Source organism: Pseudomonas sp. S1_E05 (genome assembly GCF_056337105.1).
Genome location: NZ_JBFRHM010000001.1, coordinates 3,041,719 through 3,054,880, shown reverse-complemented (window position 1 = coordinate 3,054,880; position 13,162 = coordinate 3,041,719). Strand labels below are relative to the sequence as shown.

Below are 13,162 nucleotides of genomic sequence, written 5' to 3'. Positions count from 1 at the left end.
CAATACTCGGATCCAGCCCGGTTTTGCTAACAGATCTGCCAGATTACACCTGCGGTTACTCTCTTTAAGATGCGTGTTCGCTCACCGGCGATATCCTCCTCGGACTTAACCACGCTGGAGAGTAACGATGAGCAAAGTTGTTCGGGTTAAAGGTGTCATTACAACATGTGATCTGGAAAAGTCGCTTCTAGGTTTAATTACCGGTGAGGATGGACAAGAACTCAAGTACTTCAGGAAGTCCTTTCTTGACTGGGATGGTGATTTTGATAATCCTCCCGAAGTAGGTCAGAAAGTAACGTATGAAGTTCAACTCAGTCACCCCCATGGCCATATAGCGGCTCAGATTCGCAGGGAAAATTGAATGCCCTGTCGATAAATTTTCAGAACGCGCCATCTTTCAACAGGTATGGCGCGTTTTGTACTGTGCTCCGGACTCAATGCCATGTAGAGGGTATTGGATGTTGTCGAAGCACAGTATGGGGCTAAATTTTGATAAATATGACGAGGTCGGCGCAGAAGGTCGTAGTTGCCGACGCTTAATGACGTTTCGTTTGGGTTTAAACTACCTCATCTATAAATTTAAAAAGTAATGCACCTGCAACTCCCCAGGAAAATGCGATATATACTAACCAGCAAGATGCAAGTAGTCGACATTTTAAACTATTTGGGAAGTTTTCCAGGTCCGTAGGGTTTAATAGTCCGCGACGAATATTCAAATTTTTATGCAGCAGTAAACCGCTGATCGCGGCTACTGTATAGCATCGGGATATCAGGTTATCGTCTGAGAACCTGAATAGAGGATGCTCAAGGGCTTTGCTATTGGAGAGTGCGGTTCTCATTCGGTGAAAATCGTTTGTGCCAGCAATGTAGGCGCCCAAAGCCATGCCAGACCAACCGATTATGAATGGAGTGACGCCGAAAGCTATTTGCGCATACAACCAAAACTTGTATTCGCTCACTTCGTGGCCTTATAGGTTGTTTCACCTATCAATTCGCCGAACCATTCTCCTACTTCACCCCCTAGGTAGCTGCCTGCTCCAACCAATATTAAACCGCACACCACCCCGCCCACACCTGCGGTGGCAGCTCCAACTCCAACGCAAACAGTGGACGCCGCGGTGCCGCCACTCCATGCGCCGAACCCACCGAACCCCATCCCACCCACAAAACTCCCCGTCTCCGTAAACCGCACTTTTTCACATTCCTCCGTTTCTCCGGCCCGACACACTTCCTGAACTTTCATATACGACGTAGCGCCTCCCAGCGTGGTGCCGACATATCCGCCGTATTTAAGGTACTTGGCCGTTTTGGCGATCTGCTCCATGTGGGTGGCATAACCCGGTATCGGCCCCGAGGCGCCTGCCTTGTTCCAGTGATGGACGAGGCTGCGTGTGGATATACCGAGGTCTCGGCGCAGGAGGTCGTAGTTGCCAAGGTTGAGCGGTTTGTTCAGGAAGGTGCTTTTCAGTTGCCCATCCAGTTGTTGGTAAAGCTCACGGCGCGCGTTGAAAAACGCCGGGCTTTTCAGGTGGCCGTGGGCGTTGAACTCGCGTTGGTGGAGATGCTCGAAGCTGCCCACGGGCAACCAATGTGATTTAGGCTAACCTCTAATCAATGTGAACGTAGTTGATTATCATCGCCCAAAGCATCCCCGCAGTTGTCAACCAAAATGAGAGAAACATTCGTCGTTTCAAACGAAAAGGAAAATTTTGCACGTCGTTTGCGTCCAGCGCGCCAAGGCGGATGTTTCTATTTGAAAGGAGGAGGAATCCAGTAAATGCGCATACTAGGTAGCAACGCCACTTGAAGCTTTTATCGCCCAAAACATTAAGGTAATGCAGGGGCGCTTTACTGTTCGAGAGCGCATTCTGAATGTTCTCAAAATCTCGTGTGCAAGCAATATGCACACCTATGCCGATTCCAACCACCCACAGCATGAACGGGGATAGCAAAGCCGATAGTTTCCACCAGAAACTCCATGAGTCGATCATGGGTTGACTGCTCTAAAAATGAGTTCACCTGCTTCTTCCCCTATTTTTCCCCCCTGTACTCCTCCAAAGTAGCTCCCTGCTCCAACAACTATCACACTACACGCGATCCCTCCGATCCCAGCGGTTGTAGCTCCAATTCCGATACATAGAGCATTCCCCGCTAGTGCGCCTACCCATGTCCCTGCAGCACCACCCCCCATCCCACCCACAAAACTCCCCGTCTCCGTAAACCGCACTTTTTCACATTCCTCCGTTTCTCCGGCCCGACACACTTCCTGAACTTTCATATACGACGCAGCGCCTCCCAGCGTGGTGCCGACATATCCGCCGTATTTAAGGTACTTGGCCGTTTTGGCGATCTGCTCCATGTGGGTGGCATAACCCGGTATCGGCCCCGAGGCGCCTGCCTTGTTCCAGTGATGGACGAGGCTGCGTGTGGATATTCCGAGGTCTCGGCGCAGGAGGTCGTAGTTGCCAAGGTTGAGCGGTTTGTTCAGGAAGGTGCTTTTCAGTTGCCCATCCAGTTGCTGGTAAAGCTCACGGCGCGCGTTAAAAAACGCCGGGCTTTTCAGGTGGCCGTGGGCGTTGAACTCGCGTTGGTGCAGATGCTCGAGGCTGCGCACCGTGTCCTTTATCCGTTGCAGACCACTGTCGAGTATGTCTTTGCTGACGCCCAGCGATTGACTGACGCCCGACATGATGGCGATCTCGACCTGGTGACGGGCCATGAAGTCGGCTTCATCCTCGCTCAGGGGCGCCAGGGCCGAGCGCACTTGTTCCGCGGCGGCCATCATTGCGGCTTCTTCGCGGGTGCACATCATGGGCGCGTGGGAATCGCCCAGCACAAAGAGTTCACCGGCCTTGTAGCCTTTTTCGAATGTCGGGTTGAGCATCAGCAGCCGGTCGGTCGGCTGCGCAGGGGAGGAGGGGAGTAACCGAGCCAGCAATTGCGAGCCGGACATGCTGAACGGAACGACGTGGAAGCCCGGTTCCAGAATAGGCGAGTCTGTCGGTTGAGCAGGCGCAGGGGCATGCAGACTGGATGGACGATTTGCCGGTTGAGCCCCAGAGGTGGCCGCAGCAGGCAAGTCGCTCACCGCTGTACGACCAGCGCTGGTGCGTAATCTGGCCGGTCGCTCAAGCGGAGCTTTCAGCCGGTTGGTACCCGGCGGGCACCCACAGCGGATTTGCGCCCCGTCCAGCACCGTCGGAATGCCGCGCCACTTCATGGCCGGCATACTGTCGGTGATAACGCCGGGTTCACCGCACCTCGGGCACGGCGTGGTTTTATCCCCAAGCCTCAATACGGCTCGCCCTCCCTGAGTAGCACAGGGGAGGCTACTGATACAGACCGCACCGGTAGTCGTCCGGTCTTCGTGCAGTCCCTGACCCAACCCGTTGACGCTTTGTCGACCCATTATTCATTCCCTACGCAGGGGAGAAAGTCTTCGGGCATGGGAGAGCCGTCGCGAATCACGAACAGACTGACGTTTTGCGGCGTATTGATGATGGTATCGCCGTTATCCAGTTGACTGCCGACCAGCGCGACGTGGCTATTACTCTGCCCGGCGCCTGTCACGATTCTTGCGGTTTGGCCATTCGCATACAGCGCGTAGTCTCCAACGCGGGCAACTCGCACCTCTTGGTCGTCTTCGAGCGTGATCTGTACAACACCTGAGGCCTGAACGATGACGCCGCCGTCGCGGGTCTGACTGCCTTCAGTTGCCATCCTGCGAATGGCTATCGGGGGGTGGTTCTCGCAGAAAATCAAATTCTGGCGATGACAGGCGAGGGCTTGTTCACTGAACCCTTCGAGTTGTTGCTCGGTAAAGGGAGCTTGGTCCAGTGATTGGAGAAATTCAGAAGACACTTCGTTGGTGTAGAAGCGGCGAGAAAGTGCGTTCATTCCATGATCCTGACTTTTTTTGATTAACAGAACACAGAGTTCGCTTCACAAGCGTGTGTCCTGCGTTCGGCGAATGGCCGAAAGCTACCAGCCAACCCCGAAGCTAAAAAGTCGTTACTAAAAAATCAGAAACTACGCACACTGACCCAGCCCAATTCCTACAAAATCGGGTCGAAACCGACCTCAATAATCATCCCCGCGGTCGGTTACATCCTTCTCCACCATCGGCGCATCCGGATCGTGCCCCTCGGGAAACCTGCCCTTCAGGTTCCACGCGAACGCAATGATCTCGGCGATCGTGCGGTACAACTCCTCCGGAATGCTGTCCCCCAGTTCCATGCGTGCCAGCAATCGAACCAATTCGGGGTTCTCGTAGATTGGCACTTCATAGTCGCGGGCGATCCGCAGAATCTCTTCGGCCAGCTCCTCGTCGCCCTTGGCGGTCAGGGTTGGCGCGTGGCTGCCGTCGTATTTGAGGGCGATGGCCTGGCGTGGAGTGTGGAAATCATTCATGCCGTTTCGTCCACCCAGCGTTGTTCCAGACGGGTTTGCGGCCCCTGGGGAGGTTTGCCGTGATGGCAGTCGAGGTCGCCCACATTGAGGCCCGAATCCAGCAGGCGCTGGCGCAGGGCAACCAGGTTGTTTTCGATCAGGCTGGCGGTGTACGGGCGTTCAGCCCATAGCTGGCTGGACAGGCTGCCAGCGATCAACTGCGCCTGAACCTGCAAAGGGCCCAGCGGCTCCATGTCGAACGCCAGATCCACACGCCACAATTGCTGCTTGGGTTCGCGTTCGTCACGACGTTCCTGGGGCTGTTCTTTCTCCGGTGCTTCCTCGCGCTGGAACTTGACTTGCAAGGGCACGATGTCCTGCATATTGCGCATCGGGATTTCCAGCTGCCAGGTGCTCATCAGGCGACCATCGCTGGTCACGCCGGTCTGCTCCAGGCTCGATAGCTGATGGCTTTGCAGGCGCGATACCGCAGCGGCGGCAAGGCGCAGCAGGTGTTCGAGATCGCCTTCACCTTCAGCGCTTTGCAGCAGGCGCTCGGGTATCGGGAAACTGGTGGGCGACGGCTTGGCGCTGACTTGCCCGAGCATGCCCAAGGCATTACGCACGAAGCTGGGCATGGCCTGGGCGAGTGTATTGGCGGCAATGATCGCGCCGAGACTGGTGTTGGCCGGCAGGCCCTGCGCGGCTTGTGCAATCAGCTTGAGCAAATCGCCTTTCATGTCCGGCGCCAACGTCGGGTTTTGCCCGCCGAGCAGCTTCGACTCCAGGAAGGCGCCGCTGCTGGCGAGGGCCAGGGCCAGGCCTTTGGGCGTGGTCAGTTGCGCAACGTCCGGCAGGCCAGCGAGCAACCGGCTGGCGGCGGCACGCAGGTCGCTGGAAGTCTGGTCGCTGGCCGGCAGGTTTTGCAGCAGTTTGAGCAGACCGTCCAGCGAACCCTGGCGGCTCTGCTGGCCGGCCAGTTGCTGGGTAACAGCCAACTGCTCCTGGCGATTGCTCAGGGGGACGAACTTCAGGGTCTGGCTGTCCTGCACCTGGGCACTGAGCAAAGTGCCGATGCGCAAGGGCGTCGGGCTATCGATGGTCAGCGTCTTGCCGCTCAACGCGGTGTTGAGCAGGCTCACCAGCGAACGGAAGACCGTCGGCTGACCGGGTACTTGCGGCAGCACCTGGGCCGTCAGCACCTTGCCTTGCAGCAATGTGCCCAGCGGCAATTGAGCGGTGTCGATACGGGTGAGGGTGGCGACGCTGGAGGCAATCGCCTGTTGTACCGTGACCGCCAGATTGCCCGCCGAAGGCTGGGTGATTGCCAGGCTGGTGCCCTGGGGGAGCGGCTGGTTGCTGGTGGCCTGGACCGTGGTCTGCCGGCCGCCCTCGAGGGTCACCTTGAGCAGCAGCTGAAACGTCTGATCCGCCTGCTTTAACGACAGTACTTCAGCCTTGGCCGATTGCCCGGCGCTGATCAGGCCTTCCACCGGCGTCAGCAATTTGAGCAACTCACCGCTCATCACCAGCGGCCGTGAGGTCGCGGGGGTGGGTTGGGGGAGCGGGAGGATGTTCATTTCGCCTGTCATACGCGGTCACAACCTGAAGAAATTGCCCTCTTGAGAGTAGGGCATGACATGTATAATGCCGCCCGTCTTTCAGAGAGTGGCAAAAACATTGCAATTGTTTGACGCAGCTCTCTAGAACAGGCCGCCAATGCGACTATGCTGCACCCCTTTAGCGGCCGCCGAGCTGCCGACTTGAACCGTAAAGGCCCGTGATCTCTTGACCAGTCCAGTCCTGCAAACCGTCGCCCTCGCCTGTGAGCGAGACCTCCGACTGCTGTTCGAAAATCTCGATTTGAGACTGGCCAGTGGCGAAATGGTGCAAATCAGCGGTCCCAACGGCAGCGGCAAGACTAGCCTGCTGCGCTTGTTGTCCGGCCTGATGCAGCCGACGGCTGGTCAAATCCTGCTAAACGGCCAACCGCTTAACGAGCAGCGCAACGAACTGGCACGTAACCTGTTATGGATCGGCCATGCCGCCGGCATCAAGGACCTGCTGACGCCGGAAGAAAACCTCAGTTGGCTCTGCGCCCTGCATCACCCGGCCAACCGTGAGTCCATCCAGGATGCGCTTGCCCTGGTCGGACTGCGCGGATTCGAGGATGTTCCCTGTCACACCCTGTCCGCCGGCCAGCAACGTCGCGTCGCGCTGGCGCGGTTGTACCTGGACAGCCCGCCGCTGTGGATTCTTGACGAACCGTTCACCGCCCTCGACAAGCAGGGCGTGGCGCAACTCGAAGCTCATCTGGCCGGCCACTGCGAACGCGGCGGCATGGTGGTGTTGACCACTCACCACACACTGACTCGCAAGCCGGTCAATTATCGCGACATCGATTTGGGGAATTGGGCCGTATGAGTGTGTTCGGTCTGCTGGTGGCCCGTGAGGCGCGTCTGTTGTTCCGCCGTCCTGCGGAGTTGGCCAATCCGCTGGTGTTCTTCGCCATTGTGGTTTCCCTGTTTCCACTGGCGGTCGGACCCGAGTCTCAATTGTTGCAAACCTTGTCTCCGGGACTGGTGTGGGTAGCGGCTCTTTTATCGGTCCTGCTCTCGCTGGACGGGCTTTTCCGCAGTGATTTCGAGGACGGTTCCCTCGAACAGTGGGTCCTTTCGTCGCACCCCCTGCCTCTTCTGGTTTTGGCCAAGGTACTGGCACACTGGGCCTTCTCTGGCCTGGCCCTGGTTTTACTCGCTCCACTGCTGGCATTGATGCTGGGTTTGCCAGCCGCCTGTCTGCCGGTGTTGCTGCTTTCCCTATTACTGGGTACACCCGTGCTGAGCCTTCTGGGTGCAGTGGGTGCAGCCCTGACGGTGGGGTTGAAGCGCGGCGGCCTGCTGTTGGCTTTGCTGATTCTGCCGCTGTATATCCCGGTGTTGATTCTCGGCAGCGGCGCCTTGCAGGCCGCGTTGATGGGCATGCCGGCGACCGGTTATCTGCTGTGGCTTGGCAGCCTGACCGCCCTGGCAATAACCCTGACACCGTTTGCAATCGCTGCTGGCCTGAAGATCAGCGTCGGCGAATAATAATGAGGTCTGATCAAAAACTGATCACTTCTTTGAACCAAAGAATGACCCACGCTCCTCGTGATGGCGAGTGGCAACCGTGATGGAAACAGCAATGAACTGGACCTGGTTTCATAAGCTCGGCTCACCCAAGTGGTTCTACGGCATCAGCGGCAAGCTGCTGCCCTGGTTGAGCGTCGCCGCCGTGCTGCTGATTGGCGTCGGTGCCGTCTGGGGCCTGGCCTTCGCGCCGCCTGACTATCAGCAAGGCAACAGCTTTCGCATCATTTATATTCATGTCCCCACCGCGCTGCTGGCCCAGTCCTGCTACGTGATGCTCGCGGTGTGCGGCATCGTCGGGCTGGTATGGAAAATGAAACTGGCCGATGTCGCCCTCCAATGCGCGGCCCCCATCGGCGCCTGGATGACCGCGGTGGCGCTGGTCACCGGAGCGATATGGGGCAAGCCGACCTGGGGGTCATGGTGGGTCTGGGATGCCCGACTGACGTCCATGTTGATCCTGCTTTTCCTGTACTTCGGTCTTATTGCACTGGGCAACTCCATCAGTAATCGTGACAGTGCGGCCAAGGCCTGCGCGGTGCTGGCGATTGTCGGCGTGATTAACATTCCGATCATCAAGTACTCGGTGGAGTGGTGGAACACCCTGCATCAGGGCGCCACCTTCACCCTCACTGAAAAACCGGCGATGCCCGTGGAAATGTGGTTGCCGCTGCTACTGATGGTGCTGGGTTTCTACTGTTTCTTCGGCGCCGTGCTGTTGCTGCGCATGCGTCTTGAAGTGCTCAAGCGCGAAGCCCGCGCCAGCTGGGTCAAAGCAGAAGTGCAGAACAGCCTGGAGGCCGCTCGATGAGTTTTGCTTCATTTGGCGATTTCCTCGCCATGGGCCATCACGGCCTGTATGTCTGGTCGGCCTATGGCATCTGCCTGGCGGTGCTGGTTCTGAACGTGGCGGCGCCGGTCCTGGCCCGCAAGCGGTATCTGCAACAAGAGGCGCGTCGTCTGCGCCGGGAGAGCAGCAAGTGAATCCGTTGCGTAAAAAGCGTCTTATCATCATTCTGGCGATTCTGGTCGGTGTCGGTGCTGCGGTTGGTCTGGCGCTGAGCGCCCTGCAGCAGAACATCAACCTGTTCTACACGCCCACCCAGATCGCCAACGGCGAAGCGCCGCTTGACACGCGCATCCGCGCCGGCGGCATGGTCGAGAAGGGGTCGCTGCAACGTTCAGGCGATTCGCTGGACGTGAAATTCGTCGTTACCGATTTCCAGAAGTCCGTCACGGTCACCTATCGCGGCATCCTCCCGGACCTGTTCCGTGAAGGACAGGGCATCGTCGCCCTGGGCAAGCTCAACGCCGATGGCGTGGTGGTCGCCGATGAAGTGCTGGCCAAGCATGATGAAAAATACATGCCCCCGGAAGTGACCAAGGCGCTTAAAGAAAGCGGTCAATCTGCCCCAACACCCGTGAAGGAGGGTTGATCGATGACTTCCGGTCTGTTTATTCCAGAGCTGGGTCACCTGGCGATGATCCTGGCGTTGTGTTTTGCCTTGTTCCAGGCCGTGGTGCCGTTGTTGGGCGCCTGGCGCGGTGATCGCTTGTGGATGAGCCTGGCTCAGCCCGCCGCCTGGGGGCAGTTTGCCTTCCTGGCGTTTGCCTTCGGTTGCCTGACCTACGCGTTCATGACCGACGATTTCTCGGTCGCCTACGTCGCCGGCAACTCCAACAGCGCATTGCCCTGGTATTACAAATTCAGCGCCGTATGGGGCGCGCACGAAGGTTCGTTGTTGCTGTGGGCGTTCATCCTCGGCGGTTGGACCTTTGCCGTGTCGGTGTTCTCGCGTCAACTGCCGCAAGTCATGCTGGCGCGGGTGCTGGCAGTGATGGGCATGATCAGCAGCGGTTTCCTGATGTTCCTGATCATCACCTCCAACCCGTTCTCGCGCATCCTTCCGCAGATTCCCACAGACGGTCGTGACCTCAATCCGTTGTTGCAGGACATCGGCCTGATCGTGCACCCGCCGATGTTGTACATGGGGTATGTCGGTTTCTCCGTCGCCTTCGCCTTTGCGATCGCCGCGTTGCTTGGCGGTCGCCTCGATGCGGCATGGGCGCGGTGGTCGCGTCCATGGACTATCGTCGCCTGGGCCTTCCTGGGCATCGGTATCACCCTCGGCTCGTGGTGGGCTTACTACGAGCTCGGCTGGGGTGGCTGGTGGTTCTGGGACCCGGTGGAAAACGCCTCTTTCATGCCATGGTTGGTGGGAACAGCGTTGATTCACTCGTTGGCGGTCACGGAAAAACGTGGCGTGTTCAAGAGCTGGACCGTGCTGCTCGCCATTGCGGCCTTCTCCTTGAGCCTATTGGGTACGTTCCTCGTGCGTTCCGGCGTGTTGACCTCGGTTCACGCCTTCGCCGCCGATCCAGAGCGCGGCGTGTTCATCCTGTTTTTCCTGTTGTGCGTCGTCGGTGGCTCGTTGACCCTGTTCGCTCTGCGGGCACCGGTGGTCAAGAGCCAGGTCGGATTCAATCTCTGGTCTCGGGAAACCCTGTTGCTGGGCAACAACCTGGTACTGGTAGTGGCTGCCTCGATGATTCTGCTGGGCACTTTGTATCCGCTGGTCCTCGACGCGATGACCGGGGCCAAGCTGTCGGTCGGCCCGCCGTACTTCAATGCGCTGTTCATTCCGTTGATGGCCGTGTTGATGGTGGTCATGGCGGTCGGTGTGTTGGTGCGCTGGAAAGACACCCCGGTGAAATGGCTGACAAGCATGCTCACCCCTGTGTTGCTCGGCAGTGCTGCGCTAGCGGTAGTGGCAGGCATCGCTTATGGCGATTTCAACTGGGCGGTGATTGCGACGTTCATGCTGGCGGCGTGGGTATTGCTGGCCGGCGTGCGCGATATCCTCGACAAGACGCGCCACAAAGGCCTGATCAAAGGCCTGCCGACCCTGACCCGCAGCTACTGGGGCATGCAAGTCGCGCACCTGGGCATCGCCGTGTGCGCACTCGGTGTCGTGCTGTCGAGCCAGAACAGTGCCGAACGTGACCTGCGCCTGGCTCCGGGCGAGTCCATGGACCTGGGCGGTTATCAGTTTGTGTTCGAAGGTGCCAAGCACTTCGAAGGCCCGAACTTCACCTCCGACAAGGGCACCATCCGAGTCATCCGTGACGGTCGTGAAATCAGTGTGCTCCATCCGGAAAAACGCCTGTACACCGTGCAGGGCTCGATGATGACCGAAGCCGGGATCGATGCCGGTTTTACCCGCGACCTCTACGTTGCTCTCGGCGAGTCGCTGGGGGATGGTGCCTGGGCCGTGCGAGTGCACGTCAAACCGTTCGTTCGCTGGATCTGGTTCGGCGGGTTGCTCACCGCGTTCGGCGGGTTGCTGGCAGCGATGGATCGTCGTTATCGGGTCAAGGTAAAAAGCCGCGTGCGTGAAGCACTGGGCATGAGTGGAGCCACTGCATGAAACGTTGGTTGATGCTGTTGCCACTGGCGATTTTTCTGGTGGTGGCTGTTTTCCTGTATCGCGGGCTGTACCTGGACCCCGCCGAGCTGCCTTCGGCGATGATCGGCAAGCCATTCCCCGAGTTTTCGCTGCCTGCTGTGCAGGGCGACAAGACCCTGACCCGGGCCGACATCGTGGGTAAACCGGCGCTGGTCAATGTCTGGGGCACCTGGTGCATTTCCTGCCGGGTCGAACACCCGGTACTGAACAAACTGGCCGAGAAGGGCGTGGTGATCTACGGCATCAACTACAAGGACGTCAACGCCGATGCCTTGAAGTGGCTGGCGGAGTTCCACAACCCCTATCAGTTGGACATCCGTGACGACGAAGGCACTTTGGGCCTGAACCTGGGCGTGTACGGTGCACCGGAAACCTTTTTCATCGACGCCAAGGGCATCATCCGCGACAAATTCGTCGGGGTGATCGACGAACAGGTCTGGCGTGAAAAACTGGCGGCCAAGTACCAGGCCCTGGTGGACGAGGCCAAGCCATGAAGCGCTGGATTGCAGCGGCCATTCTTGGTTTGAGCATCGCCGGCGTGGCGCACGCCGCCATCGATACCTACGAGTTCACCAAGGAAGGCGATCGCGAGCGCTTTCGCGAGTTGACCAAAGAGCTGCGTTGCCCAAAGTGTCAGAATCAGGACATTGCCGACTCCAATGCCCCCATCGCCGCTGACCTGCGCAAAGAGATTTTCCGCATGTTGGGTGAGGGCAAGGACAATCAGCAGATCATCGACTTCATGGTCGACCGCTACGGTGATTTCGTCCGCTACAAGCCGGCCCTCACCGCCAAGACCGCGTTGCTGTGGTTCGGGCCCGCCGGCCTCTTGCTGGGCGGTGTGGTGATCATTGCCGTCATCGTCCGCCGTCGTCGCTTACAGCGCGCCGACAACCGCGCCGAGCTTTCCTCTGATGAGCGTGAGCGTCTCGACCACCTGTTGGATAAAACCAAGAATGATTGATTTCTGGCTCGCTGCAGGTCTACTGCTTCTGGTAGCCCTGAGTTTTCTGCTGATTCCCGTTCTTCGTGGCCGTCGTGCCCAGCTCGAAGAAGATCGCACTGCGCTCAACGTCGCACTCTATCAAGAGCGCGTGGCCGAGCTGCAGGCTCAGCAGCAAGAAGGTGTTCTCGACAGCGCGCAAATGGACAGTGGTCGCGCCGAAGCCGCCCGTGAGCTGTTGGCCGACACCGAGGGCGCAGACACTTCCCGGGTTTCTCGCCTGGGCAAACCGTTGCCTCTGTTGGCGGCGATCCTGGTGCCGTTGCTCGGCTTGGGGCTCTATCTGCATTTTGGTGCCAGCGACAAGGTCGAGCTCACCCGTGAGTTCGCCCATGCACCGCAATCGATGGAAGAAATGACCCAGCGCCTGGAGCGAGCGGTCGAGGCGCAGCCGGATTCAGCGGAAGGCCTGTACTTCCTTGGCCGTACCTACATGGCACAGGATCGTCCTGGGGACGCGGCGAAGATCTTCGAGCGCACCGTCAATCTGGCGGGTCGCCAACCTGAGCTGTTGGGGCAGTGGGCTCAGGCCCAGTATTTCGCCGACGGCAAGAAGTGGTCGGACAAGATCCAGACCCTGACCGACGAAGCCTTGAAGGCCGACCCGAAGGAAGTCACCAGCCTTGGCCTGTTGGGCATCGCCGCGTTCGAGAGCGCGCGTTACCAGGACGCCATCGACTATTGGACACGCTTGTTGACGCAACTGCCGCCGCAAGACAATTCCCGCGCAGCCTTGCAGGGCGGCATTGATCGTGCGACCGAGAAGCTCCAGGCCAGCGGCGGTAAAGTGGCGCAGGCACCTTCGCAAAAGCCACCTGTGGCCAAGGGCCCAGCGCTGCTCAAGGTCAGTGTTGACCTGGCGCCGGAGCTCAAGGCCAAGGTCCAGCCAGGTGACAGCGTGTTCATTTTTGCCCGCGCCGTTTCCGGACCTCCGACACCGCTGGCCGCCAAACGACTGACCGTGGCGGACCTGCCGGCGACTGTCGAACTGGGCGATGCCGATGCAATGATGCCGCAGTTGAAACTGTCGAACTTCCCTGAAGTCCAACTGGTTGCACGCATCTCCCGCGCTGGCCAGCCGGCAGCCGGTGAGTGGATCGGTCGCAGCCAGCCTCTGGCCAGCAGTACCACCGCGGCGCAAACACTGACCATCGACAGCCCGGACAAATAACAGG

General features: G+C 58.8%; 15 protein-coding genes and 1 pseudogene. 10 read left to right on the top strand and 6 right to left on the bottom strand.

Going from position 1 to position 13,162, the window contains the following annotated elements; all coding sequences use genetic code 11:
• The first annotated feature begins 127 nt into the window (after positions 1 to 127).
• Positions 128 to 361 carry a hypothetical protein gene (locus AB4N33_RS14110; protein WP_476457582.1) on the top strand — a complete coding sequence of 78 codons (234 nt, stop codon included), beginning with the start codon at positions 128 to 130 and terminating at the stop codon, positions 359 to 361.
• A gap of 594 nt (positions 362 to 955) precedes the next feature.
• On the opposite strand, the gene AB4N33_RS14105 is transcribed toward AB4N33_RS14110, so the two are convergent.
• The 6 genes and pseudogenes from AB4N33_RS14105 to fliK form a co-directional block, all read right to left on the bottom strand.
• Positions 956 to 1,579, bottom strand: a complete 624-nt coding sequence (locus AB4N33_RS14105) for a hypothetical protein (protein ID WP_476457581.1) — start codon at positions 1,577 to 1,579, stop codon at positions 956 to 958.
• 408 nt (positions 1,580 to 1,987) lie between these two features.
• Positions 1,988 to 2,953: a hypothetical protein gene (locus AB4N33_RS14100; protein WP_476458823.1), complete on the bottom strand. Its 966-nt coding sequence runs from the start codon at positions 2,951 to 2,953 to the stop codon at positions 1,988 to 1,990.
• 219 nt (positions 2,954 to 3,172) lie between these two features.
• Positions 3,173 to 3,409, bottom strand: a pseudogene (locus AB4N33_RS14095) (PAAR domain-containing protein); the annotation flags it as partial.
• Positions 3,409 to 3,897: a PAAR domain-containing protein gene (locus AB4N33_RS14090; RefSeq protein ID WP_476457580.1), complete on the bottom strand. Its 489-nt coding sequence runs from the start codon at positions 3,895 to 3,897 to the stop codon at positions 3,409 to 3,411. The gene AB4N33_RS14090 and the pseudogene AB4N33_RS14095, both read right to left, overlap by 1 nt.
• 183 nt (positions 3,898 to 4,080) lie before the next feature.
• Positions 4,081 to 4,410, bottom strand: a complete 330-nt coding sequence (locus AB4N33_RS14085; RefSeq protein ID WP_460117131.1) for an EscU/YscU/HrcU family type III secretion system export apparatus switch protein — start codon at positions 4,408 to 4,410, stop codon at positions 4,081 to 4,083.
• Positions 4,407 to 5,981, bottom strand: coding sequence for a flagellar hook-length control protein FliK (gene fliK / locus AB4N33_RS14080; protein WP_476457579.1), 1,575 nt, complete (start codon positions 5,979 to 5,981; stop codon positions 4,407 to 4,409). The genes AB4N33_RS14085 and fliK overlap by 4 nt, the downstream gene beginning before the upstream one ends.
• A gap of 196 nt (positions 5,982 to 6,177) precedes the next feature.
• Here fliK and ccmA point away from each other — a divergent pair, with 196 nt between their 5' ends.
• The 9 genes from ccmA to ccmI all read left to right on the top strand — a co-directional run bounded on the left by ccmA (position 6,178) and on the right by ccmI (position 13,158).
• Entirely contained in the window at positions 6,178 to 6,813 is a 636-nt protein-coding gene (gene ccmA / locus AB4N33_RS14075) for a cytochrome c biogenesis heme-transporting ATPase CcmA (RefSeq protein WP_460117129.1), read from the top strand.
• The gene (gene ccmB / locus AB4N33_RS14070) at positions 6,810 to 7,478 is read left to right on the top strand and encodes a heme exporter protein CcmB (RefSeq protein ID WP_266018381.1); all 669 of its coding nucleotides are present in this window, start codon (positions 6,810 to 6,812) and stop codon (positions 7,476 to 7,478) included. Before ccmA ends, ccmB begins: the two co-directional genes overlap by 4 nt.
• A 94-nt stretch (positions 7,479 to 7,572) precedes the next feature.
• Positions 7,573 to 8,328: a heme ABC transporter permease gene (locus tag AB4N33_RS14065; protein WP_460139980.1), complete on the top strand. Its 756-nt coding sequence runs from the start codon at positions 7,573 to 7,575 to the stop codon at positions 8,326 to 8,328.
• The gene (ccmD, locus tag AB4N33_RS14060) at positions 8,325 to 8,501 is read left to right on the top strand and encodes a heme exporter protein CcmD (protein WP_476457578.1); all 177 of its coding nucleotides are present in this window, start codon (positions 8,325 to 8,327) and stop codon (positions 8,499 to 8,501) included. The genes AB4N33_RS14065 and ccmD overlap by 4 nt, the downstream gene beginning before the upstream one ends.
• The gene (gene ccmE, locus AB4N33_RS14055) at positions 8,498 to 8,953 is read left to right on the top strand and encodes a cytochrome c maturation protein CcmE (RefSeq protein WP_460117127.1); all 456 of its coding nucleotides are present in this window, start codon (positions 8,498 to 8,500) and stop codon (positions 8,951 to 8,953) included. Before ccmD ends, ccmE begins: the two co-directional genes overlap by 4 nt.
• Positions 8,954 to 8,956: 3 nt before the next feature.
• The gene (locus AB4N33_RS14050; RefSeq protein WP_460117126.1) at positions 8,957 to 10,945 is read left to right on the top strand and encodes a heme lyase CcmF/NrfE family subunit; all 1,989 of its coding nucleotides are present in this window, start codon (positions 8,957 to 8,959) and stop codon (positions 10,943 to 10,945) included.
• On the top strand, positions 10,942 to 11,478 hold the full coding sequence (locus AB4N33_RS14045) for a DsbE family thiol:disulfide interchange protein (protein WP_460139978.1): 537 nt from the start codon (positions 10,942 to 10,944) through the stop codon (positions 11,476 to 11,478). Before AB4N33_RS14050 ends, AB4N33_RS14045 begins: the two co-directional genes overlap by 4 nt.
• Positions 11,475 to 11,948: a cytochrome c-type biogenesis protein gene (locus AB4N33_RS14040; protein WP_476457577.1), complete on the top strand. Its 474-nt coding sequence runs from the start codon at positions 11,475 to 11,477 to the stop codon at positions 11,946 to 11,948. The genes AB4N33_RS14045 and AB4N33_RS14040 overlap by 4 nt, the downstream gene beginning before the upstream one ends.
• Positions 11,941 to 13,158, top strand: a complete 1,218-nt coding sequence (gene ccmI / locus AB4N33_RS14035) for a c-type cytochrome biogenesis protein CcmI (protein WP_476457576.1) — start codon at positions 11,941 to 11,943, stop codon at positions 13,156 to 13,158. The genes AB4N33_RS14040 and ccmI overlap by 8 nt, the downstream gene beginning before the upstream one ends.
• Positions 13,159 to 13,162 lie beyond the last annotated feature (4 nt).

Excerpts from the sequence above, each read along its gene's own strand:
- AB4N33_RS14110 (WP_476457582.1), top strand. The coding sequence starts at position 128 with ATGAGCAAAGTTGTTCGGGTTAAAGGTGTCATTACAACATGTGATCTG.
- AB4N33_RS14100 (WP_476458823.1), bottom strand. The coding sequence starts at position 2,953 with ATGTCCGGCTCGCAATTGCTGGCTCGGTTACTCCCCTCCTCCCCTGCG.
- AB4N33_RS14090 (WP_476457580.1), bottom strand. The coding sequence starts at position 3,897 with ATGAACGCACTTTCTCGCCGCTTCTACACCAACGAAGTGTCTTCTGAA.
- AB4N33_RS14085 (WP_460117131.1), bottom strand. The coding sequence starts at position 4,410 with ATGAATGATTTCCACACTCCACGCCAGGCCATCGCCCTCAAATACGAC.
- fliK (WP_476457579.1), bottom strand. The coding sequence starts at position 5,981 with ATGACAGGCGAAATGAACATCCTCCCGCTCCCCCAACCCACCCCCGCG.
- ccmB (WP_266018381.1), top strand. The coding sequence starts at position 6,810 with ATGAGTGTGTTCGGTCTGCTGGTGGCCCGTGAGGCGCGTCTGTTGTTC.
- AB4N33_RS14065 (WP_460139980.1), top strand. The coding sequence starts at position 7,573 with ATGAACTGGACCTGGTTTCATAAGCTCGGCTCACCCAAGTGGTTCTAC.
- ccmD (WP_476457578.1), top strand. The coding sequence starts at position 8,325 with ATGAGTTTTGCTTCATTTGGCGATTTCCTCGCCATGGGCCATCACGGC.
- AB4N33_RS14050 (WP_460117126.1), top strand. The coding sequence starts at position 8,957 with ATGACTTCCGGTCTGTTTATTCCAGAGCTGGGTCACCTGGCGATGATC.
- AB4N33_RS14045 (WP_460139978.1), top strand. The coding sequence starts at position 10,942 with ATGAAACGTTGGTTGATGCTGTTGCCACTGGCGATTTTTCTGGTGGTG.
- AB4N33_RS14040 (WP_476457577.1), top strand. The coding sequence starts at position 11,475 with ATGAAGCGCTGGATTGCAGCGGCCATTCTTGGTTTGAGCATCGCCGGC.
- ccmI (WP_476457576.1), top strand. The coding sequence starts at position 11,941 with ATGATTGATTTCTGGCTCGCTGCAGGTCTACTGCTTCTGGTAGCCCTG.